24 protein-coding genes are annotated in these 20281 nt (G+C 67.8%); 17 read left to right on the forward strand and 7 right to left on the reverse strand.

All coding sequences use genetic code 11. The annotated features are described in order from the left end of the window. The first annotated feature begins 56 nt into the window (after positions 1–56). Entirely contained in the window at positions 57–947 is an 891-nt protein-coding gene (locus ABZ079_RS05170) for an alpha/beta hydrolase (RefSeq protein ID WP_356938023.1), read from the forward strand. Between the two features lie 3 nt (positions 948–950). Here the strand turns inward: ABZ079_RS05170 and ABZ079_RS05175 are convergent, their stop codons facing one another. Both ABZ079_RS05175 and ABZ079_RS05180 read right to left on the reverse strand, forming a co-directional pair. Next, on the reverse strand, positions 951–1727 hold the full coding sequence (locus tag ABZ079_RS05175; protein WP_356938024.1) for a hypothetical protein: 777 nt from the start codon (positions 1725–1727) through the stop codon (positions 951–953). Positions 1728–1845: 118 nt separating this feature from the next. After that, a complete protein-coding gene (locus tag ABZ079_RS05180) occupies positions 1846–2214 on the reverse strand; it encodes an arsenate reductase family protein (RefSeq protein ID WP_356938025.1) in 369 nt (122 codons plus the stop codon). Between the two features lie 164 nt (positions 2215–2378). Here ABZ079_RS05180 and ABZ079_RS05185 point away from each other — a divergent pair, with 164 nt between their 5' ends. Together ABZ079_RS05185 and ABZ079_RS05190 are read left to right on the forward strand one after the other, a co-directional pair. Beyond that, entirely contained in the window at positions 2379–2693 is a 315-nt protein-coding gene (locus ABZ079_RS05185) for a hypothetical protein (RefSeq protein ID WP_356938026.1), read from the forward strand. Positions 2694–3505: 812 nt separating this feature from the next. After that, a complete protein-coding gene (locus ABZ079_RS05190; RefSeq protein ID WP_356938027.1) occupies positions 3506–3781 on the forward strand; it encodes a hypothetical protein in 276 nt (91 codons plus the stop codon). Between the two features lie 16 nt (positions 3782–3797). On the opposite strand, the gene ABZ079_RS05195 is transcribed toward ABZ079_RS05190, so the two are convergent. The 4 genes from ABZ079_RS05195 to ABZ079_RS05210 form a co-directional block, all read right to left on the reverse strand. Then, on the reverse strand, positions 3798–4382 hold the full coding sequence (locus tag ABZ079_RS05195; protein ID WP_356938028.1) for a hypothetical protein: 585 nt from the start codon (positions 4380–4382) through the stop codon (positions 3798–3800). A 35-nt stretch (positions 4383–4417) separates the two neighbouring features. Continuing rightward, positions 4418–5347 (reverse strand): zinc metalloprotease HtpX, encoded by a 930-nt coding sequence (gene htpX, locus ABZ079_RS05200; RefSeq protein ID WP_356938029.1) that lies wholly within the window; start codon positions 5345–5347, stop codon positions 4418–4420. 105 nt (positions 5348–5452) lie between these two features. Further along, on the reverse strand, positions 5453–5707 hold the full coding sequence (locus ABZ079_RS05205) for a hypothetical protein (protein ID WP_356938030.1): 255 nt from the start codon (positions 5705–5707) through the stop codon (positions 5453–5455). A 110-nt stretch (positions 5708–5817) separates the two neighbouring features. Beyond that, positions 5818–6408 carry an isochorismatase family protein gene (locus ABZ079_RS05210; protein ID WP_356938031.1) on the reverse strand — a complete coding sequence of 197 codons (591 nt, stop codon included), beginning with the start codon at positions 6406–6408 and terminating at the stop codon, positions 5818–5820. 87 nt (positions 6409–6495) lie between these two features. Here ABZ079_RS05210 and ABZ079_RS05215 point away from each other — a divergent pair, with 87 nt between their 5' ends. From ABZ079_RS05215 to ABZ079_RS05235, 5 genes are all read left to right on the forward strand, one after another. Continuing rightward, the gene (locus ABZ079_RS05215) at positions 6496–7485 is read left to right on the forward strand and encodes a DJ-1/PfpI family protein (protein ID WP_356938032.1); all 990 of its coding nucleotides are present in this window, start codon (positions 6496–6498) and stop codon (positions 7483–7485) included. Positions 7486–7758: 273 nt separating this feature from the next. Then, positions 7759–7995: a hypothetical protein gene (locus ABZ079_RS05220; RefSeq protein ID WP_356938033.1), complete on the forward strand. Its 237-nt coding sequence runs from the start codon at positions 7759–7761 to the stop codon at positions 7993–7995. 239 nt (positions 7996–8234) lie between these two features. Further along, on the forward strand, positions 8235–9311 hold the full coding sequence (locus ABZ079_RS05225; RefSeq protein WP_356938034.1) for a DUF3578 domain-containing protein: 1077 nt from the start codon (positions 8235–8237) through the stop codon (positions 9309–9311). Between the two features lie 471 nt (positions 9312–9782). After that, positions 9783–11315 (forward strand): hypothetical protein, encoded by a 1533-nt coding sequence (locus ABZ079_RS05230; RefSeq protein ID WP_356938035.1) that lies wholly within the window; start codon positions 9783–9785, stop codon positions 11313–11315. 41 nt (positions 11316–11356) lie between these two features. Further along, positions 11357–11917, forward strand: a complete 561-nt coding sequence (locus ABZ079_RS05235; RefSeq protein WP_356938036.1) for an NUDIX hydrolase — start codon at positions 11357–11359, stop codon at positions 11915–11917. A gap of 345 nt (positions 11918–12262) precedes the next feature. Here ABZ079_RS05235 and ABZ079_RS05240 read toward each other — a convergent pair whose 3' ends face one another. Further along, positions 12263–13108 carry a class I SAM-dependent methyltransferase gene (locus ABZ079_RS05240; RefSeq protein WP_356938037.1) on the reverse strand — a complete coding sequence of 282 codons (846 nt, stop codon included), beginning with the start codon at positions 13106–13108 and terminating at the stop codon, positions 12263–12265. Between the two features lie 56 nt (positions 13109–13164). On the opposite strand from ABZ079_RS05240, the gene ABZ079_RS05245 reads away from it, so the two are divergent. The 9 genes from ABZ079_RS05245 (at position 13165) to ABZ079_RS05285 (ending at position 20108) form a co-directional block, all read left to right on the forward strand. After that, positions 13165–13881 carry a GntR family transcriptional regulator gene (locus ABZ079_RS05245; RefSeq protein WP_356938038.1) on the forward strand — a complete coding sequence of 239 codons (717 nt, stop codon included), beginning with the start codon at positions 13165–13167 and terminating at the stop codon, positions 13879–13881. Between the two features lie 465 nt (positions 13882–14346). After that, the gene (locus tag ABZ079_RS05250) at positions 14347–14610 is read left to right on the forward strand and encodes a DUF6284 family protein (protein WP_356938039.1); all 264 of its coding nucleotides are present in this window, start codon (positions 14347–14349) and stop codon (positions 14608–14610) included. Then, positions 14607–14873, forward strand: a complete 267-nt coding sequence (locus ABZ079_RS05255; RefSeq protein ID WP_356938040.1) for a hypothetical protein — start codon at positions 14607–14609, stop codon at positions 14871–14873. Before ABZ079_RS05250 ends, ABZ079_RS05255 begins: the two co-directional genes overlap by 4 nt. Beyond that, a complete protein-coding gene (locus tag ABZ079_RS05260; protein ID WP_356938041.1) occupies positions 14870–15313 on the forward strand; it encodes a Pycsar system effector family protein in 444 nt (147 codons plus the stop codon). The genes ABZ079_RS05255 and ABZ079_RS05260 overlap by 4 nt, the downstream gene beginning before the upstream one ends. Beyond that, positions 15313–16440 (forward strand): conjugal transfer protein, encoded by a 1128-nt coding sequence (locus tag ABZ079_RS05265; RefSeq protein ID WP_356938042.1) that lies wholly within the window; start codon positions 15313–15315, stop codon positions 16438–16440. The genes ABZ079_RS05260 and ABZ079_RS05265 overlap by 1 nt, the downstream gene beginning before the upstream one ends. Beyond that, positions 16437–17261 carry a phosphoadenosine phosphosulfate reductase gene (locus ABZ079_RS05270; RefSeq protein WP_356938043.1) on the forward strand — a complete coding sequence of 275 codons (825 nt, stop codon included), beginning with the start codon at positions 16437–16439 and terminating at the stop codon, positions 17259–17261. The genes ABZ079_RS05265 and ABZ079_RS05270 overlap by 4 nt, the downstream gene beginning before the upstream one ends. A 61-nt stretch (positions 17262–17322) precedes the next feature. After that, complete coding sequence (locus ABZ079_RS05275) at positions 17323–17640, forward strand: hypothetical protein (protein ID WP_356938044.1); 318 nt, start codon at positions 17323–17325, stop codon at positions 17638–17640. Between the two features lie 2 nt (positions 17641–17642). Beyond that, positions 17643–17813 (forward strand): pRL2-8, encoded by a 171-nt coding sequence (locus ABZ079_RS05280; protein WP_356938128.1) that lies wholly within the window; start codon positions 17643–17645, stop codon positions 17811–17813. Positions 17814–17966: 153 nt separating this feature from the next. After that, positions 17967–20108, forward strand: a complete 2142-nt coding sequence (locus ABZ079_RS05285; protein ID WP_356938045.1) for an FtsK/SpoIIIE domain-containing protein — start codon at positions 17967–17969, stop codon at positions 20106–20108. The last annotated feature ends 173 nt before the right edge of the window (positions 20109–20281 follow it).

Below are 20281 nucleotides of genomic sequence, written 5' to 3' on the forward strand. Positions count from 1 at the left end.
GCTACTATCTCGCTCAGCGAATATCTTGCTGAACGAGATGATAGGGGGGCGGGGCCATGACCGGATACGACCGCGACACGTTCCGGGCCGCGTACGACAGGGTCATGGCGAAGTGGCCGGACGACCGGGAGGCCCGCACCGTGCCCACGCCCTTCGGCGAGACCCACGTCAACGCCTGCGGTCCGCGTGACGCGCCCCCGCTGCTCCTGCTTCCCGGCGGCGGCGGAGCCACCTCCGCCTCCTGGTACGCCCAGGCCGCCGGCCTCTCCCGCCTCCGCCGCGTCTACGCCGTCGACCTGACCGGCGCCCCCGGCCTGAGCGCGCGGGCCGGCGACCGTCACCCTCGCACGGTCGCCGACCTGGCCGACTGGCTGGACGCCGTCCTGGACGGTCTCGGCGTCGGCGCGGCCGACATCGGCGGGCACTCCTACGGCGCCTGGATCGCCCTGCACCACGCCCTGCGCCATCCCGCCCGGGTGCGCCGCCTGTTCCTCCTGGACCCGACCCAGTGCTTCGCCGGGTTCAAGGCGGCGTACCTGCTCCGCGCCCTGCCGATGCTGCTGCGCCCCACGCCCCGCCGCGTCCGCGCGTTCCTCGCCTGGGAGACCGGGGTGGGGGTTCCTCCCGCTCGGGCGACGGGAGCGGGGGAGGCCCTGGAGCCCGACTGGCTGCACCTCCAGGAGGCCGCCGCCGGCTTCCCGGCCGCGCGGCCGGTGACCGGTCCGCGCCCGGCACCGGACGCGCTGCGCGCCCTGCGGGTGCCGGTCCTGCTGCTCGTGGCCGCGAACAGCAGGACCCATGACCCCGCCATGGTGGCGAACCGGGCCGGCGCGCTGCTGCCGCGCGTGGAGACCGCCGTACTGCCGGACGTCTCACATCACGCGCTGCCGCAGGGGGCACCGCCCGCCCTGACCCGCCACCTCATCGATTTCCTGTCCGGTTCCTGAGCCTCACCCCACCTTCTCGATCACCGCACGGCGGATGAGGAACTTGCCGGGCTCGCGGACCTGTTCGAAGGCCGCGTTGTTGAGCAGGACGCAGCTGCCGGAGACCGAGGCGACCTTCACCGTCGTGGACTTGTTGTTGTCCAGGTTGGTGACCTTCAGGGTCGTCCCCGCCGGGAACTGGTTGCTGGACGCGGCCGGTGCACCGCCCTCGCCGGAGAGCGTCACCGTGGAGCCCTTGCAGACCTGCTGGCCGGAGGCCGCGGCGGCGTCACCGGCGGCGTCACCGGCGTTGTCGCCCGCGTCCCCGGTCTGCCCCGGCTGGGCGCTCTGCTGGGCGCCGCCGGCCTGCTGGTCACCTCCGTGGGCGTCGCCCTGCTGGCCCGCGCCCTCCTGGCCCGCGCCCTGCTGGCCCGCGCCCTGCTGGCCCGCGTCGCCCTGCGCCGCCTGGGAGTCCTGAGCCGACTCCCCAACGGTGCAACCGGACGCCTTCTGCTGGACCTTGATCTGCTCGATGACCGCCTGGCGGTTGGCGATCCGGGCCGCCGACTGCCCGTCCGGGTTCGCCTTCTGGCCCTCGATGAACTTCTCGTTGTTGCCGAGGGCGGTGGCCAGCCCCTGACAGGCGGTCGAGTCCGCGGCGGACAGCGTCTTCGCGTTCTGCGGGCTCTGCGCGGCGTTCGACGTGCTGGCCAGTGCGAAGGCCCCGCCGCCCGCCACCGCCGCGGCACTGACGAGCAGCGCGACCTTCTTCTTCGTGCCGAGAGTTCGCTTACGCGACATGCGCGCCTCCTGAAGAGGTAGGGGAGCGTACGCCGCTATGTACGAGATACCGAACGGGGCTGCTCAGCGGTTACAGGAGTTATCGAAGTAACCTGCGTCACAGTGGAGTTGGGGCTTCTCAGCTCCTGCTGTGGGTGAGGGCCTCCCGCACCGCCTCCTCGGTGCGGGCCACCAGGGCCGTTCCGTCGTCGGCGGTGATGATCGGGCGCTGGATCAGCTTGGGGTGCTCGGCGAGCGCGGTGATCCACCGGTCCCGCGCGCCCTCGTCCCGCGGCCACTCCGTCAGGCCCAGGTCCTTGGCGGCCGCCTCCTGGGTGCGGGTGATGTCCCACGGTTCGAGGCCCAGCCGCTCGAGAACGGCCCTGATCTCGTCCTCGCTGGGCACGTCCTCCAGATACCGGCGGACGGTGTACTCGGCCCCCTCGGCATCGAGCAGGCTGATGGCGCTACGGCACTTGGAGCAGGCCGGGTTGATCCAGATTTCCATGCGGCACACGGTACGCGAAAACCGTCTTCCACCTGCGTCACTGGGGCCCCGAAAGCCCTCGTGGCCAGGGACGTTTGTCAGTGGTGGGCCGTAGAATAGAAGCAGTGTTCGAGGGCATCGCCGGACTCTCCCGGTGGTGTTCTGACCGCGACAGGAGGATGCCTGTGCCCGCTGCCGCCCTGAAGACGAAGCCGTTGCCGACCCAGTCCACCGCCACGCGTTCCGTGCTGTTCGACTCGCCCTACGAGCCCGTGGCGAAGCGACCGCTGCCGGCCGGGCGGCCGCGCGAGTGGTACGTCACGCACAACCGGCGCCTGAAGGCCATGCGCCTCGCCATAGCCCTGCTCGACTCCGGGATCTACCTGCCGGGCCAGGCCCGGGACGAGACGATCCGCAGCACGGCGGAGGACATCGGGATGCGCCCGCCGTCCGACACGACGTGCCACATGGTGCGGGCGTTCATGCGCTACAGCCGGTGAGACCGGCGCCGGGTGCCCCGCGACCGATGTCAGGGCACCCGGCCTGCCGCCCCTGCGGTACGGCGGGATGGCCGACTGGCCGCTCGCCGCGACGCCCGGCCGGGAGACCGACCGGGCGGGTACGGGTGGCAGGGGTCCGTGTGGGGCCGGCTGCCTCAGCCGGGAGGCCGCGAACTCCCGCCGGTCCACCGCATGGCCACGGAAGCACAGGCCCAACCGGTGCCCGGCAGCGGGGAGTTCGAGCCGGGTGTACCCGGCGCGGGCCCACAGCGCGTCCTGCGGGGCCTGTATGACGGCCAGCGCGTCCTGCGGGGCCTGTGTGACGGCCGGCGGGATGACGGCCGGCGGGATGACGGCCGGCGGGATGACCGCGTCGGTGCCCGGAACCGCCGGCACCGCCCGGCCCTCGTACGCCCCGAAACCTCCAGGGCGGGGGAGCCGCGCCAGCTGTCCGGCGTACGGATGATGGCGCTGAACCGGCCCCGGCCGTCACCGAAGGGCACGTCCCAGGCCTTGTGGGCGGAGACGGCGGGCGCGCACAGCCGCACGGCCGCCACCCGGCGCCCGTATCGCCGTACGAGATCGGCGACCGTCCGGCCGCTCCTGCTGAAGCCGACCGCAACCAGCGGGTCGCGGGCCGGTGCATGGGCGTCGAGCACCGCCACCGCCTGCTCGAATCGCCGACCCCGTGCCCGAAAACGGGATGCGGCCGTGGGAGTGGCCTCCCTACGCTGAACGAACGTCGCGAAAGCGACACCCCCCCGTCACTCACCCCACCGCCCCTTGCCGCACTCACCTCACGGAGGTCCGATATGCGGGGCATCGTCGCTACCGGGACCGTCGTCCTGGTGCTTCTCGGATTCGGAAACCATCTCTGGTGGCTCGCCGCCGTCGCGCTGCTCTGTCTGTGCGCGACGCACGGCCGCGGTTCGCCCGCCGCGCCACTCCCGCCCGCCGGTGCGGGTGCCGTCCCCGACAGCTACCGGGCCTACCGTGAGCGCCGGGAGCGGCAGGCCCGGTGGGAGCGCCGCTACCGGCGTGAGCACCCCCTCGAGGTCCGGCGCCAGGGGCGGGAGAAGAGCGGGTGAGCCAGAACGTCCCCGGTCACAGGCCGGGGGCGCCCCACACCGGGAACCAGCGGCTCAGCTCCTGCTCGATCCGCAGATCGTTCCCGAGCGCCGCCTTCACCCGCAGTTCCAGCGCGTTGTCCCGCCGCTCGGCGGCACCGGGCAGCGGAGCGAACGGGTAGAAGGTGCCGCGCTTGTAGAGGTAGACGAGCGCCAGCCGCCGGCCGGCGTCGTCCGTGAACCCGGCGAACGAGCACAGCAGTTGGGGGCCGAAGCCGTCGGCCTCCAGCGAGCTGTTCACCGCGTGCAGGTCGTTGACCAGTTGCGGCAGCTGGTCGGGGGTCCGCCGGGACACCAGCCAGGAGTAGCCGTAGCCGTCCTGCCGCAGCTCCACCGGCGGGCCGGTGCGGTCGGCGTCCGCGTCGAGCAGCGCCTGGACCTCCCGGTGGGTCTGTTCGAAGGCCGCGCCCTCCACCGTGGCGAAGCACACCGCCCCGCATCCGGTCGGCGTGAAACCGGCCGCCGCCTGCAGGGTGACGGCCGCCGAGGGCAGCGCGAACAGCTGGTCGAGATCGGGTGCGACCGGTTTCGTGCGCCCCAGCAGGATGTCCAGCAGCCCCAACGCTCAGCCCGCCTTCCGCAGTGTCGTGTCCTTCTTCAGCGTTCCCCGGGCCGCCGCCCGGGAGTGGCGGCCTCACCCAGCTCCGCGGAGATCCGGCCCAGCTGGTCCAGCCGCTGCTCCAGGGTCGGGTGGGTGGAGAAGAACCGCTCGATGCCGGGCTCCTTGCCGGTCGCCGGGCTGAAGTAGAACGCGTTGAACGCCTGGGCCGTGCGCAGGTCCTTGGTCGGGATCCGCGCGATGTCCCCGGAGACCTTGGTGAGCGCCGACGCCAGCGCCGAGGGCCGGCCGGTCAGCTGCGCGGCGGCACGGTCGGCCGCCAGCTCCCGGTACCGGGACAGCGCCCGGATCAGCAGGAAGCTGATCGCGTACACGGCCGCCGAGACGCCCAGCACGGCGGCGAAGACGGCGGCGGTGTTCTGGTCCCTGCGGCCCCCGCCGAAGAGCTGCGAGTAGAAGGCGAACCGCACGATCAGCCCCGCGATCACCCCGAGGAACGACGCGATGGTGATCACGGCGACGTCCTTGTGTGCCACATGCGACAGCTCGTGCGCGAGCACGCCCTCCAGCTCGGCCGGCTCCAGCCGCCGCAGCAGCCCCGTGGTCACACAGACCACGGCATGGTCGGGACTGCGGCCGGTCGCGAACGCGTTCGGCATGTCCAGCTCGGACACGGCGACCACCGGCTTGGGCATGTCCGCGATCGCGCACAGCCGGTCGACCACCGCGTGCAGCTCGGGATACTGCTCCCGCTCCACCACCCGTCCGCGCATCGCGAACATGGCGATCCGGTCGGAGAACCAGAACTGCGCCACGAACATCGCCCCGATCAGGACGACGACCAGCAGCCAGGACTTCAGCAGCACGATCAGCGCGGCGACGAATCCCACGTACAGCAACCCGAGCAGGAACAGCGTGAGACCCATGCGCACGGTCAGCCGCCGATCGCTCCGGAAGCGGCTCTGCATCTTGCATCACCCCGCAGTCAGGCACTCGTCCCGTGTCCAGTGTGCACCTGCCGACTGCCATGAGGAGGTCGCGATCGGCCCCAGGAGCGCAAAGCCTCCGCCCTGCTAAGAGGAGCGCATCTGCACATAGCCGATCAGGATCATCACCACGGCCACGCAGCCGATCACCACGGCCGTCGACGCCCAGGACGACCGGCGCCGCGCCACCGGGGCCGGGTCGGCGCGGAACGGTGCCGGATCCGGTGGGTTCTCCCTCCAACGGGCGGCGAGCATCCGGGCCCGGGCGGAGGGCTCCTTGTGCTCGGCCGAATTCGCCCAGGCGTGATCGAACTCGCGCTCCCAGCCGTCCTGTTCCGTCATCCCCGTTCAACCTCTCTCGTCCGACAGAGTCAGGAGGGATGATCCCCCGACAATAGGAAGGCTGGGAAGCGGGAAAGGTTGCACACGAATCCGGAACGCCCCGGCCGGTCCTAGCCCAGCGCGGCCGCCGACGGTACGACGACGCCGTACAGGTCCTCGATCGTCGCGAGCGCGCTGTGGTGGACCTGCTCGGCGGAGACCTCGGCGACGGCGGTCCGCAGCGGCCGGGTCGCGCTCGCGTCGGCGACCACGGTGGGCCGGTTGCCACGCAGGAAGGCGCCCTGCGCGGTGCAGGCGACGCACATGTGGGTCATGAAGCCGGCGATGATCACGTCCTTGCGCCCGGCGGCGTCCACCCGGTCGGCCAGGTCGGTGCCGAGGAACGCGTCCGGTACCTGCTTCACGACCACGGCCTCGCCCTCGACGGGCGCGACCTTCGGGTGGATCCGGCCGATCTCGGCGCGGATGTCGTACGGCGTACCCGCGCCGCCGTCGTTGATGACGTGGATGACCGTCGCGCCCGCGGCACGGGCCCGGGCCAGCAGTTCGGCGCCGGCGTCCAGCGCGGCCTGCCAGCCCTCCAGCTCCATCACACCCTGGGTGTAGGTGTTCTGGTAGTCGATCAGGATCAGCGTCGAGTCCGCGAGGGATGCCGGGGTCTGATCGAAGCCGTTGAGTTCACGCAGAGTTGTCGTAGCCATGCCCGCAACGCTATGGGCGGCCCCGCGTGGCGGCAATGTCATGTAACTTGCAGATGCAGACATCCACGCGGAGGGGACGGGGGACGGATGAGCGGCGTCGACCGGTTCATCGCCGTCCTCCTCTTCGAGGGCGTCGACCTGCTCGACGTCACCGGGCCGCCCGAGGTGTTCGCGGCACTGCGCCGCGAGACGGACGACGCGACCGGCTACCACGTCGTGCTGGCCGCCGAGACCCTGGATCCCGTCACGACCGCGGCCGGTGTGCGCGTCCTGCCCGACCTCACCTTCGCGGACGCCGCGGCACGCAGCATCGACACCCTGCTGGTCCCCGGCTCGGTGGAGATCGACGATCAGCGCCGGGCCCGCGCCCTCACCGATCCCGGCCTGGTCCGCTGGGTGAAGACCCTCGCCGGCCGGGCCCGGCGGGTCGCGTCCGTCTGCGTGGGCGCGCACCTGCTCGCCGCCGCCGGACTGCTCGACGGCAAGCGCGCCACCACCCACTGGTCGACCGCGCAGCAGCTCGCCGCCGACCATCCCTCGGTCGAGGTCGATCCCGACCCCATCTTCATCCGCGACGGCACGGTGTGGACCGGCGCGGGCATCACCGCCTGTCTGGACCTCTCCCTCGCCCTCGTCGCCGAGGACTTCGGCGAGGCCGTCGCGCTGCGCGTCGCCCGGCAGCTCGTGATGTACCTGAAGCGACCGAGCGGTCAGAGCCAGTTCAGCGTCCCGATCGAGCCCGTATCGACCACCCGGCGCATGGACGAGCTGCGCCGCCATGTCACGCAGAACATCACCGCACCGCTCACGGTCGCCGATCTCGCCGCCCACGCCCATGTCGGCGAGCGCCAGCTGACCCGGCTGTTCAAGACGGAACTCGGGACGACCCCCGCGTCGTACGTCGAGGCGGCCCGTGTGGAGGCGGCCCGCAACCGGCTGGAGTCCACGGACCACACCCTGGAACGGGTGGCGACCGCCTGCGGCTTCAACACGGTCGACACCCTCATCCGCGCCTTCCGGCGCAAGCTCAACACGACGCCGACGGAGTACCGCAACCGGTTCCGGCACACCCCCTAGGCACGGGAGGGCCGGACACGACGAAGGCCCCCCGGCCGCTCTCCGGAGGGAGAGTGCCGAGGGGCCTGTCGGTATCGAGGGACCCGCGAGGGTCCGTCTGTCACACGTCGAAGAAGTGATGGGGCGTTTTCCTGACCTGCGGTCCTGTAAGCGATCAACGCTGTGACCTGTGGTTGGTCCGTCGACGGTTGTCAGCGTTGGTCGCCCTTGCGCGCCCTCGCACGGCCCGGAGACGGCCCGAGACTCCCGCTGGGGAATGATCTCCTTGGAGGGGTGGTGCTGGTGGACATGCTTGAGCTGATGGCGTGGCTGGCCGAGCGAGGGATCACGACCGTGTTCAAGGTCGACGGTGATCGCATGGCCGAGCACAGGAAGGCATGGATGGTCATCGTCAGTGGTGGGCCGCTTGGCGAGGACTCGTTCTTCCGTGCGGACCTGAGTACGGCCGACGCGTGCCTTGATTCGTTGCTCGCTCACCTCGAGAGCAAGGGCTTGTCGCCGTTCGCGTGACCGCGTCGTCCTGGTGGTCGACGCAGCCACTCGATGCGAACTACGAGCAGGGTGGTCGCTGAGGTCTGCTGGGCTGGTCAGGAGGGCTGCGAGGATCATCGACGGGTGATGCCGGTCGGCATGGTTGCTGTACATCGCTGCTGTACTGCAACCGCTCCGGTACGTATCGACAAGCGCCAATGCCCGTACAGCGAAGGGACTATGGGCTGTTGTCAGTGGCCGCACGTAGCATCCCCGCTATGGAGCTCGGCAACTTCCTCTACACGGTCGGTACCACCTTCGGGGTAGGCACTGACGCCAGCACAAGCACCGACGCGGCTCAGCTACTTCGAGGAGCGCCGGATGAGATCGGGCACTTGGTCCCAGCCGGCTACCTCGTTGAAGGCAGCCCGGGCAGGGGCAACGCCGCAGTCTGCCCATGGGTGTCGTTCTTTGACCCCGACGAGACAACCAGCGCTACCCGCGGCATGTATCTCGTCTACCTCCTCGCCGAGGATAGGAAGACATACGCACTCAGCCTCAACCAAGGCGTCACAGAGATCACCAAAGCTCTAGGCGCCCGCGAAGCGCGCAAAAAGCTGGCTGCACAAGCCGAAGCCATCAGAGAAGCCCTCCCAGTAGAAGTCCGGACGGGCCTGGACACGGTGATCGATCTCGGCGGCCGATCAGGGTTGCCCCGCTCCTACGAGGCCGGCAACCTCCTGGCCATCACTTACGAGATTGCCGCGCTGCCTGACGAGCAGACGTTGCGCGCCGACCTCAGCCGTATGATCACTCTCTATCAAGAGGCCTTGGCAGTGCGCGAGGAAGTTCGTCAAACCACGCGAGACACCATCGTCACCGTAGTCGAACAGTCACCCGTCAAGTCGAGCGAAATCCTGCTGCACTTCGCTCCCAAGAGCGACGAAGAGTACGTCCAGGTTGTTACGGCACGGCGGCTACGCAAGAGCCGCAGCCACGAAACCCTCGTACATCAGTACGGCACGTTCCTGCGCAATCGAGGTATCGAGGTGGGTACGAACGTCCACCCCCGAGACATGGTTGTTATTGCCAACGGAGCTCATTGGCTCGCTGAAGCCAAGTTCATTCGCCGTGGCAACGCTACGGGTGCTGTACGTGAGGCCCTGGGACAGCTGGCCACCTACGCCTTCTGTCTCTACCCCGAAGACGCACAGCCCCACAAGATGGCCCTGTTCTCCGAACCCATCGGCGACGTGTATACCCGACTCCTGGAACATCACGGCATCGCCGCAGTGTGGCGCACAGACGAAGGCTGGGCCGGCTCTCCGTCCGCCCGGATCGCTGGGCTTGCCTAGAAGCCAGCTAGCAGCACCCGATCCAGTTAGAGGTCGTGTCCCATCGCCTCAGCTCACCGGTTCACAAGCTTTCGTTGCCAGGCGAGAGCTCCGGGCTTAGGCATGGCTCAACCAGTGTCGCAGATCCAATCGGGTGACCTGCGGCTGTGGCTCGCTACGACTGTCGTTAGTAGTCGTCACCGGTCGCCACTGAGGGGCCTCGGACGGCCCAGGGACGGCCCAGCATCGGCACGGCTCACTCAAGTGGCTGGGTCGCCACCCAGGGCCGGAAGACGCAGCCGAGGCGTCCAGATGCGCTGCACGACAAGTGGAGAGACGATGTAAAGGTGTTATGTAGGTAGTCCTGCTCTAAACGAAACGACACCGCCGAACCTATAATGCGGGGGTTTCGAGATGGCCTTCTCAGTTGTTGATCCCGAAGAATACCAGCTTCGGCGAGCAACTGTCCCACAGTGCACGGACAATCAATTCGTGACAGCAGCCCTGTTCGACAAGATTGCTGGACACCAGAGTATGCATGCGCTGGCCGAGATGGCACTGGGAGATCACCCAAATCGCACAGCAAGGCGACTATTGGAAGGTGTCAGAATCGAATATATCCGTGCCCTCCTATACTCGCCGCAGGTAGTGGTGAACCGGATGGCATTTTGGAATAATCCGCTCCTCGTAACGTCATCCCTCGGGGCTGATCGAGAGGGTTTGGTGACGCTTCTCGCGCGAGGTGTGATACTGCCCTACCTCCACCGAGAGGATTCATTTGGAGATGACCCAGGTGGTCCAGATTGTCTGGAGCTCGGAAAAAGGGCAATACGCAGTCTTGCAACCGACCCCGACCTAGCAGACCTGACATGCGTCCGATTCGGCGGCTCAGATTCCGACAGTAACAGAGATCACACCGAGACCATCTCTGAAAGGTTTCGGACAGAGTTGCAGAGGCCCCGTCAGGTGCAGCAGGAAAGAGTTGAGTCAATAGCGAGGTCGCTGCTCGGCGGCAGCAGAAGAGCAAGTGGTGCCAGCTCGGCGCTCATAATGCGTTTGCGCGAGCTAGCCACATGGATGGACGTAAGAAACCAGGAGGCTATCGCAGCAAGCGCCAAACCGCCGAGTCGCAACGACGTTTATCGAGCTTTTGTGACTGAGGGGGATCCGGTCCGAACCCCATATCGCACGGATCCATTTACGTTCGAGCTAAAGAAGTGGATTGATCTCATCTATAACGGGATCTTGCCGTGGCAATTGAGTGCCCGAACGTTCACTCCCCGCGGCTTCCCCACCCCACTTGACGTAGGAATGGATTTTGCCATGGCGGCCAAGGGGAGTGCAGGAATTTTGGCCGAGGACTCTCCTGCAGTCATAGACGACTCCCTTGAGAGGGCGCGAGCCCATGCAACTTGGACGGCTTACAACAGTATTCAGCAGCAAGTAGCCGTCCCCGTGCCTTCGCCCCAGGAGCTAACACACCTCGACGTAGTCACCATCCGAAAGTGGGCCGAATGGCATACTATGATGGCGGCAATGGCCGACCATCTAGAAGAGCCATTCGATATCCATCACATGGACGAGTTCTCGCGAAGCTATGACGAGTTCGTCGCCAAGCTGGGAAAATGGTGGGTAAAGGATCGAAAGAAGGAAGCAAGGCGTTCTTACGCAGCAGCCGTAGCCCGGGTATACCGGGTTGGCCAGTGGTTTGTAGGAGTCATGCAGATGGGCGGCTTTCTGTTCCCCATCCTGCCGCCTCCGGGCGCTCCTCTACCCCTCCCGCCAGGTGATGTTATACGGGTGGTCGTTGAGTCAGGCCTATATCTTTATCAGCGAACCGGTGTCGAATGGAAGAGGAGCCAGGCTGCGCGCGGTATGCAAAAAGTCGTCAGGATGCAGCGTGAGGATCTGTTGCGAACTGCACGAGATATTCGCCAGATCTGGCCTGAGCTACAAGATGAAAACTATCCCGGCCGCGACAATCTCGGCAAGAGCGCGATTGAGGAAGATTGCACTAGCGAGTAGTCCGAGACGTCCGCGGTAGCTAAGCTTTTATAGGAGAAGTTGTGGACCTGCCTACGCCGAATCAACCGCCTCCTATAAGACAGCTAGAGCAGAGGTCAGTCTACTCGAACCGGTTTTTGCGAATCTACGACGACATAGTCTCATTCGCTAACGGCAACCCTGGGACTTATGTTCGTATCGTCGAGGCAGAGGGAAAATCCGGGGCTGCCATTCTCCCTCTTGCGGGCGGACATGTTGGGCTGGTCTGTACGTACCGATATCCGATCCGTGAATGGGAGTGGGGAATTCCAAGGGGTTTCGCGCATGGGTCAGATCCCGAAGTTACGGCTCTGGCAGAACTGAGTGAGGAGATTGGCGCTGAGCCTGAGGCGTTGAAAAGAATTGCCACCATCAACCCCAATTCAGGGATCCTCTCTTCGGCCGTTCACGTCTTCGTTGCTCGCTACGCCAAACCCATTTCATGTCCAAGTGATCGCGACGAGATATTTGATGTCCGCTGGCTACACAAAGACGAGTTGATGGCTCACATCGCCTCAGGATGCATAAAGGACGCCTTTACTATCGCGGCTATTGGAGCGACTATCGCCTCCGGGCAATTCTGAGGCTGGGTCACCAGGCAAGTGGAGGTCGGTGTAGCGGCTTTGGGCTGGAGCTGCTTTGGCGCGAGTGATCATGGCCCCGTAAGCTTCCGGCGCGTCGGGCAGTCTGTGGACCTGCCCGGTAAAGCACGACGTTGGGGCCATGATCTTCGAGGCTCGCGCCAAAGTGGCTGCCTAAAGCCGTGGAGCCGACCGGCCTCAGCCACAGAAGGCTTTTTTCCTGCTCTGCCCGCTGCACGTAGCGCGCCGCCGGGCGCGGCCAGCCGGGGCGAAGACAAGAGGCAGGCCGCGCCGCAGAGGCGGCGCGCGCCCGCGCCGTGCGCGGGCCTTGATGCGGCAGGGAAACCGTTACCGCTCCTGGCTGAAGTAGCCGTCACGCGTCGATGTCAGCGGGGCTCTACCGACGGCCAGCAGGTGTGAACTGGCGGCAAGCAATTCCGGGTACGGCTCCGCCATGCGCGCCGCCTCCATCGCGGAGGCGATCAGCTCATCAGTGGGGCCCTCGCCGGGCTGTTGCTCGGCTGCCTTTACGAGTGACCACGCGGGCCCTTCGATCCCGAAGACCTGCACGTCCGTCAGGCCGGAGTCCGCCAACTCAGCTACAAGCTCCTCGGCCCTGTGGAAGTAGGACAACGTGAACCCTCGTGCGCCGTCATAGACGGCCGTCTCAAGGATCTTGGAAACGGAGTCACGAATGCGCTCCGTATGCAGGTGGGCGTACGTGACGTGCTCGAAGAGCGACGCGTAGCGGTTGATTGCAGCCGCCGCGACCAAGCCGCCCGGCTTCACTACGCGGTGAGCTTCCGACAGTGCCTTACGTCGGTCGTCGGATGCAGGGAGGTGGTAGAGCGGCCCTAGGAGCTGCACGACGTCGAAACTGTCGTCGGGCTCGCGTAGCTCACGGGCGTCTCCCAGAACCGCAGTGCAGACCGCCGACGCGCTCTCCACATGACGGGGCACCGGGTCCACGAGTGTGACCTCGTACCCGTCCTTCACCAGCCATTCAGCGTGAACCCCGGTCCCCCCTCCCACGTCGAGTACGCGTGCCGGCGCGGGGGGCAAGAAGCGTCGGAGAAGCTCTTGAGTCCTCGCCAGCTCCATACGTCCGTCTGCCGACCTGCGCAGGCGGCTGTCCTCGTTCACTGTCTCGCCGTAGAACCGCATCACAGAGGGAGCCAATTCGGGATTCGACATGCCCGCAGTATCGTGTGTACCGGTGGACCAGTCCAGCGCGCGGAGAAGGGGAAGCCATGGCTGTTCTGAAGTACGAAGAGATCGCGGAGTCCCTACGCGCGCGCATCGCCGCTGGTGAGTTCGCCCCTGGCGACACCATCCCATCCGGCCGCGACCTAGCAGAGCAGTGGGACGTGTCACGGGCCACCGCCATCAAAGCCGTGGACGTGCTGCGCAACGACGGCGTGGTGGTCGCCAAGCAAGGTACCGGTTTCGTTGTCACGGAAACGCCCGTGGCGCGTCCTGCCGGCGCACGCCGGGCCGGGTCGGCGCGCATCTTGGGCGGGATGCCGTTCCTGCGCATCGGTGTGCCCGACTGGTCAGAACCTCCCCCCCGTGTCGCCGCCGCGCTCAGGCTTTCGCCCGGGGTGCAGGCGCTCCGGCGCATCCGTGTTCTCCAGCTACCGGACGGCACCCCGAATAGCTGCGTGGAAGCGTGGTTCCCTCCTGAGATCGCGGAGGCGTCACCCCGCCTCGCCGATACCGCCCCCATCGCCGAGGGAACGACGCGCTATGTCCGTCGGCAGACGGGACGGTTCCCAGTCGAGGGAGTCGATGTGACCACCGTGCGCCTCGCCACGGACGAAGAGGCGCACCGTTTGGGCGTACCTCTGGCAAGCGCGGTCGCCGTACTCCTTCACACCGCGTACGACCAGGAGGGTCGCCCTCTGGTCTGCGAAGAGGGGGTCACCCCCTCCTCACTGTTCGAGCAGGTGGACACCTACGCGATGTAGGAAACGTGACAAAACGGAGCTGGACCGGTCCGCCGGTCCAGCTTTTTTGATGCACTTTCAGGTCCATTGAGCTGCAAAAACTCACCTCCACAGCTTTCAACTACCATTTCATCTGTTGACTGGACCGGTCCACCGGTCCAGTCTGTAGGTGCAACGCCGCCCCGCCTCTGGGGGAGCGGCGGCTGGACCGGGATAGCTCGCCACAACAAGGGGCCCCGTGCTGGCAGTTGCTTGAGAACTGCATAGGTGGGCCCCGTCTCCCCGAGTCGAAAAGACGGACCGCGCGACCAGATCGCGCATCGACCTTCGCAGCGTCCAGTGCTGCGACCGGTTGCCTTCGCTGCTCGTCTCGTACGAGCAGCGCTGAGGGGAGCCGGATGTTCCGACTTCAACGGCGCGCGCCCCCGGAGCGGCAACTCCGGGGGCGCTGTTCGGGCCGTTCCTGTCTGAGAGGAAGCAGACCCAATGAGCCCCATCGTTACTGTTCAGGACGCTGTTACCGCGTTCGCCGACTTCATGGAGCCGACGGACGCCGAACTGGACGCGATCGAGCGGGAAATGCCCGCGATCCTCGCGGACGTCGACCTGCTCGACGCGGTGATCGTCAGCCTGGACCGCACCCCGAGTGAGCTGGACGCGCGGCGTATCCGCCGGGCCCGTCGCCAGGTGCTGGCCGAGCGGCGCTCGCTGGCCAACCGCACCTCTGGCGCGACCGGGGGTGCCGCATGAACGCCGACATCCGCGCATTCCTCACGGCGGTCCTGGAGGCCATCGACATCCCCGCACCGGCCACGGTCGGCGATCGCGAAGCCTTCGCGCTCCTGCTGGAAGACCGTGTATTGGACGCGGTCGTTGCCCTGACCGGCGCCTTGGGTGAGCCTCCCGCCGCCGACTGCGGGCTTGGCTGGCACACCGAGTACCTGCGCAAACGGCTCGCGCAGAAGTCGCCGACCACCTACCGCCACTACGGCGTGACCGGGGGTGCCGCATGAGTGGCATCGAGCAGAAGCTGAGTGCCGCGCATGCGGAGGTGAAGGCGGAGATCGCCCGCACCGACAACAAGACGGCACTGCTGCTGGCGTTCGTCGGCGCAGTGCTGGCCGGCGCCTGGTCCATCGCCCGCGACCTGCCGTTGAATCCCGCCGCCGCCGTCGTGGGTGGGCTCGGGATGGCGCTGCTGGTCGCGGCGGCCGCACTGCTGCTGCGCTCTACCCGGCCCAACCTCAAGGGACGTCACGGCTTCCCGCTGTGGGCCACCCTTACCTCCGACGAGATCCCGGACGTCCTGAGCGGCAGCCGCGCCGCCGACGTCGCCGGTCTGTCCCGTCTGGCGGTCGCCAAGTTCACCTGCCTGCGCCGCGCGGTCGACCTCACCCAGGCCGGTGGCGCCCTGCTCGTCCTCGCGCTACTGCTCACCGCCGGGGGTGCCTGATGAACCGGACCACGCTGACGAAGGTTCAGATCGGCGTCCTGACGGCCGCGTTCGTGCCCATGCTGGCCACGGGCGTGATCGGCGGAATCGGCACCTACAGCAACATCGGACACGCCTACGGCCGCGGCACCGCGCTCGGGGCCCTGGGTGCGGGTGAGGGGGCCACGGCGGTGCTCGCCCTGGTCCTGCTCGGGCTGACCCTGCTGGGCCAGTCCTCCCCGCGCGTGGTGCGCGCGGGGTTGTGGGCGCTGCCGGCCGCCGCGTCCGCGATGGGCGCCATGGCCGCACCCGACACTGGGCGTCTCGTCATCTACGCCCTGACCCCGCTGGGCATGTCCGTCTCGGCCGAGGGCATGGCGTTTTTGGCCCGCCGGATCGTGGTGCACACCGATGGCCGCGACGCGGAGATGGAGCGCCGCACCGCCGATCTCGTGCAGGCGCTCGCCTACCATCGGGCCCGCGCCGCGCAGCACCCGAGCAGTCGGGTGCAGTGGTGGTCGGAGCGTAAGTCGTGGCGGCTCGCCCGAAAGATCGGCGTCGGGGATGCGGCGCTGGAATCGAGGCTGCTGGACGTCCAGCGCGATCGGGTCACCGAGGGCGCCGATGCCGCCCTCGCGTCGATGTTCACCACCTCCGCCACTCCCGCACTCACCGTATCCGCGAATGCGGAGGAATCCACCGAGAACATTAGGAAACGGTCTATGGCTGACCTGGGGGAATCGACCCCTGCCCTGGCCGTGACGCTGACCCGACTGTGCGTACCGGAACCGGTCGCGATCGACGCGGGCAAGTCGATTCCTCCGCTCAAGCCCATGCCCGCCATCCCCGCCCCAACTCCCGCCCCGCCGACGTTGATTGTGGCCCCGGCGGGGCGGAGTGTGGCGGTCCGATCGACTCCGCCGCGGGGGGTGACCGGACGGGTTCCCGACGCGGCCCGATCGCCTAGGCCCAAGCGCACCCGGGAACAGCTGCTGGCTGAGGCACGCTCGGCCACGGCCGGTTGGCCGGATGCGAAGGTGACAGCTGAAGGCATCCGCCGCGCGATCCGCACCTCACCGGCCAACGCCCGGATGCTGCGCGACGCGCTGCTTGCGGAGCGGGCCCGCGCCGTGGGGGTGGCGGAATGAGCACACCCACTACGGCTGCGGTGAAGTCGTTCAGCTTCGGCGGGGGCGTGCAGTCGATGGCCGCGATGGTTCTCGCGGCCACGGGTGAGCTGGACTACCGCAGCTTCCTGATGGCCAACGTGGGGGACGACTCCGAGCACCCCGGCACCCTCGCCTACCTGCAAAAGTACGCCATCCCCTACGCCGAAGCACACGGCCTTGAGCTGGTCGTCCTGGACCGGGTGATGAAGCGCTCGGGCGAGGTCCGCACGCTGTACCAGGACCTCACCCGAGAGGCATCCCGTTCACTGAAGATCCCGGTACGCATGTCCAACGGGGCCCCCGGCACTCGTTCCTGCACGGCCCAGTTCAAAATCAAGGTCGTCGGGGACGAACTCAAACGCCGCGGGGCGAGCAAGGACGCGCCGGCCACGGTCGGCATCGGCATCAGCCTGGACGAGATCCACCGGGCGAACAAGCGCCGCTGCGAGCCACACGAGCGCATCGAATACCCGCTGCTGGAACGCGGCATCCGTCGTATCGACTGCGCCCGCATCATCCGGGACGCCGGTCTGCCGGTGCCGCCCAAGTCGTCGTGCTGGTTCTGCCCGTTCCACCGGCCGGAGACCTGGCACGACATGCGCCGCAACGAACCCGAGCTGTTCGAGCGCGCATGCCAGCTCGAAGACCTCCTCAACCGCCGCCGTGACGAACTCGGCAAGGACCACGTGTGGCTGACCCGGTTCAACCGGCCGCTCCGCAAGGCGATCCCGGACGGCGTGGACACCCTCCCGTTCGACGAATGGGACTCCGGCTGCGACTCCGGATGGTGCATGACCTGACGGGCCCCGCCCGCACCCGCACACCCCTCAATTCCACCTGCCTGAGGAAGGTCAAAGACCCATGGCCAAGCCCGACACCCGCCGCCTCGACAAAGAGATCCGGCTGACCGAGCGCAAGTTGGAAGCCGTCCGAAACGGCGAGATGTGGCCCCTGACCAGCCAGGAACGCCGTCAGGTGCTGCGTGGCCTGGTCGGGGGCTCCTACCGGGTGGCGCGGGGCAAGAGCACCGCCCGCGCCGAACAGCAGATGGACTCCGTCTCGGAGTCCGCGCAGATCCGGCTGATCGCCGAACTGACCGCGTTGCAGACCGAGCGGCAGCGCATCGTCAACGAGGCCGCCCAGGCCAAGGCCGCGAAGAAGTCCTCGGGGTGGTGGTGAGCATGGTCGCCCAGCAGACGCCTCCCGGTGAGTTTCCGCAGTGCTGGCAGCACGCCTACGACCGGCGCATTCACCGCAAGCTGAAGCCGCGTGAGGACTGTCCGCAGTGCGTCGACCACATGGTCAACGGTGGCCCCTACATCGTGCCCAAGAAGAAGTCGAGTTGGTGGTGACCACGCCCATCGGACCCGCTCTTCCCGCCGCCTGACCAGCGGCTGTGCATCGCCTCGACTGCCGGGGCGGCCGTACCTGCCACGGACTCGGCCGCCCCGGCAGCCTTCCCTCAACTCCCGCCCTGCTTGGGGCAGTCAGGAGGGAGCTTCAGCATGTCCGAGAACGTCGTTCACCTGCGCAAGAACCCCCAACCGCCCGCCGCCGAACCGGCCGCGGATGCGGGCAGCGTGACCACGCTGACAGTGGTCCCCGACCTGGCACCGGCCAAGCCCGTGCCGTTGTGGGTGCGCTCCGGCCGCGCCGTGCGTACGGCCGTCACTCACGAGACCACCAAGACGACCGTGCGCGCCGTGGCGCGGCACGGCCTGTACATGTTCAACGGGGGCCGGATCGTGGCCCGCCGCACCTGGGACGCGCGTACCCCGGCCCGCTACGAGCGCATGCAGCGTGCTGCCGAAGCGGCCGGCAACTACGAGGTCGCCGCGGAGTGGGAAGAGCGCGGGCAGCGCTTCCGCGAAGCCCGTCACCGCCGCCGCATGGACCTGCTCCACTCGCCCCTCGACGCTGCGAAGGGCATCGGGGTCGGCGTCGGCACCGGGGCCGCCGGCCTGATTGCCCTGGGGGTCGTGATGGCCATCAACAGCCACGACGTCAAAGACGTCATCACCCCGATCAAGGCCGTCATCGACTTCATCGCCACCCTGATCCGGATCGTGCAGATCGTCTGGCCCTACGCGGTCGTGCTCGGTCCGCTGTTCGCCCTGCTCGCCCTGTGGGCGGTCGGCAGCAAGCAGCAGGCCGCACCCCAGTGGGCGCTTCCCGCCAACGTCCGCAACGGTGAGGGCGAGCCGATCACCCCGTCCATCGTCGTCAAGGCCCTGCGCGACCTCGGAGTGCCCGCCCTGCGCAACGCCATCAAGGAGATGGGCGACGCCGGCGCGTCTATGCTGTCCCCGATCACGATCGCCGGGTGCGGCATCGAGGTCGACGTCACGCTTCCCTCCGGGGTGTCGACGAACGAGGTGCAAGACCGGCGCCGCAAGCTGGCGGAGAACCTGTCTCGGCATGAGCACGAGGTGTTCATCAGTATCCCGCCGGCCGCTCGCACGGTGCGGCTGTGGGTCGCCGACTCCGGCGCGCTGGACGAGCCGATCGGCCCGTCCCCGCTGGTCACCGATGCCACGATGACCGCGAACTACAAGACCGGCAAAGCCCCGTGGGGTCAGGACCTGCGCGGGGACGCCGCGGAGCTGAGCGTGTATCAGCGCCACCTGCTCATCACCGGCCGCTCGAACCAGGGCAAGACCGCCTCGCTGCGCTCGCTGGCACTGTGGCTGGCGCTGGACCGGTCGGTCGAGTTCTGGCTTGGCGACCTCAAGGGCGTCGGCGACTGGAAGATGTTCGACGGCATCGCCACCCGCCTGATCCAGGGCCCCACCGACGAGCACGTCATGCAGGTCACCGAGATGGTCGAGGACGCGGTCGATGAGATGAACCGCCGCATCGACGTCCGTCTGACCGACCCCAACGCGGCCTTCCCGCCGCTGATCGTGCTCGTGGACGAGGCGCAGGTGGCGTTCATGTGCCCGGCCGTCGACGAGGACAAGAAGCCCTACGGCGGCGCCAAGGCCACCAGCCGCTACTTCATGGCCGTCCGCAAGATCCACAATCAGGGGCGTGCGGTCGACGTGCTGATGTGGCAGGGCACCCAGGACCCCACCGACCAGAACCTCCCGAAGCTGGTCCGCGAGGGTGCCCACACCCGCGCCTCCCTTGTGCTGGGTACCGAGTCGCAGTCGCGGATGGCGCTGGGCGACAAGGCCGTCGACGACGGCGCCGCCCCGCACCTGCTCAGGCAGGGCCTGGACAAGGGAACCCTGGTGGTCGCCTCCGACGGCATCGCCATGCCCAAGGGTCAGTCGTCCATCACGGTGCGCACCCACTTCATTGACGATGACCCGGCAGCCGAGGTCGCCGAGCGGGCCAAGGCCCTGCGCGACGGAGTCACCACGCTGACCGTCATCGACCGGGGTGAGGAGACTGACGCGCTCGCCGACATCGCCTCTGTGATCGGCGATGCGTCGCGTCTGCTCACTCTCGACATCCTCAAGCGGCTCGCCACGCTGAACGCGGACGCCTACGGCGACTGGACGTTCGGGGACCTCAAGCGCGTGCTGGAGGCCGAGGGCGAGGAACCGAAGAAGTCCAACGGGCGCATGGTCGTCCACCGAGACCACGTCATGCGCGCGCTCGCCAACCGCGACAGCGACGGTTCCGTTTCCGCCTCCGAGTAGCAGGGAGACGCACCCTCCACGGCAGGGAGGCGGGGGGCACTCCCCATCCGCCTCCCCACCCCGCCTCCCCTGCGTTGATCAGCAAAAACACCGTTTCAGGGAGGCAGGGAGGCACCCCAGGCCAGCTCGAAAACCCCCTCCACAGCACCCCTCGAAGGGGGTGTGTCCGCCTC

Source organism: Streptomyces sp. NPDC006314 (genome assembly GCF_040613075.1).
In the GTDB taxonomy this organism is placed as follows: Bacteria; Actinomycetota; Actinomycetes; order Streptomycetales; family Streptomycetaceae; genus Streptomyces.

What these genes read in the sequence shown, in the direction of transcription:
- ABZ079_RS05255 (WP_356938040.1), top strand. Translation starts at nt 14,607, where the DNA reads ATGAACGCCGACATCCGCGCATTCCTCACGGCGGTCCTGGAGGCCATC.
- ABZ079_RS05190 (WP_356938027.1), top strand. Translation starts at nt 3,506, where the DNA reads ATGCGGGGCATCGTCGCTACCGGGACCGTCGTCCTGGTGCTTCTCGGA.
- ABZ079_RS05285 (WP_356938045.1), top strand. Translation starts at nt 17,967, where the DNA reads ATGTCCGAGAACGTCGTTCACCTGCGCAAGAACCCCCAACCGCCCGCC.
- ABZ079_RS05250 (WP_356938039.1), top strand. Translation starts at nt 14,347, where the DNA reads ATGAGCCCCATCGTTACTGTTCAGGACGCTGTTACCGCGTTCGCCGAC.
- ABZ079_RS05205 (WP_356938030.1), bottom strand. Translation starts at nt 5,707, where the DNA reads ATGACGGAACAGGACGGCTGGGAGCGCGAGTTCGATCACGCCTGGGCG.
- ABZ079_RS05240 (WP_356938037.1), bottom strand. Translation starts at nt 13,108, where the DNA reads ATGTCGAATCCCGAATTGGCTCCCTCTGTGATGCGGTTCTACGGCGAG.
- ABZ079_RS05180 (WP_356938025.1), bottom strand. Translation starts at nt 2,214, where the DNA reads ATGGAAATCTGGATCAACCCGGCCTGCTCCAAGTGCCGTAGCGCCATC.
- ABZ079_RS05275 (WP_356938044.1), top strand. Translation starts at nt 17,323, where the DNA reads ATGGCCAAGCCCGACACCCGCCGCCTCGACAAAGAGATCCGGCTGACC.
- ABZ079_RS05270 (WP_356938043.1), top strand. Translation starts at nt 16,437, where the DNA reads ATGAGCACACCCACTACGGCTGCGGTGAAGTCGTTCAGCTTCGGCGGG.
- ABZ079_RS05210 (WP_356938031.1), bottom strand. Translation starts at nt 6,408, where the DNA reads ATGGCTACGACAACTCTGCGTGAACTCAACGGCTTCGATCAGACCCCG.
- ABZ079_RS05260 (WP_356938041.1), top strand. Translation starts at nt 14,870, where the DNA reads ATGAGTGGCATCGAGCAGAAGCTGAGTGCCGCGCATGCGGAGGTGAAG.
- htpX (WP_356938029.1), bottom strand. Translation starts at nt 5,347, where the DNA reads ATGCAGAGCCGCTTCCGGAGCGATCGGCGGCTGACCGTGCGCATGGGT.
- ABZ079_RS05225 (WP_356938034.1), top strand. Translation starts at nt 8,235, where the DNA reads ATGGAGCTCGGCAACTTCCTCTACACGGTCGGTACCACCTTCGGGGTA.
- ABZ079_RS05175 (WP_356938024.1), bottom strand. Translation starts at nt 1,727, where the DNA reads ATGTCGCGTAAGCGAACTCTCGGCACGAAGAAGAAGGTCGCGCTGCTC.
- ABZ079_RS05280 (WP_356938128.1), top strand. Translation starts at nt 17,643, where the DNA reads ATGGTCGCCCAGCAGACGCCTCCCGGTGAGTTTCCGCAGTGCTGGCAG.
- ABZ079_RS05215 (WP_356938032.1), top strand. Translation starts at nt 6,496, where the DNA reads ATGAGCGGCGTCGACCGGTTCATCGCCGTCCTCCTCTTCGAGGGCGTC.
- ABZ079_RS05245 (WP_356938038.1), top strand. Translation starts at nt 13,165, where the DNA reads ATGGCTGTTCTGAAGTACGAAGAGATCGCGGAGTCCCTACGCGCGCGC.
- ABZ079_RS05170 (WP_356938023.1), top strand. Translation starts at nt 57, where the DNA reads ATGACCGGATACGACCGCGACACGTTCCGGGCCGCGTACGACAGGGTC.
- ABZ079_RS05265 (WP_356938042.1), top strand. Translation starts at nt 15,313, where the DNA reads ATGAACCGGACCACGCTGACGAAGGTTCAGATCGGCGTCCTGACGGCC.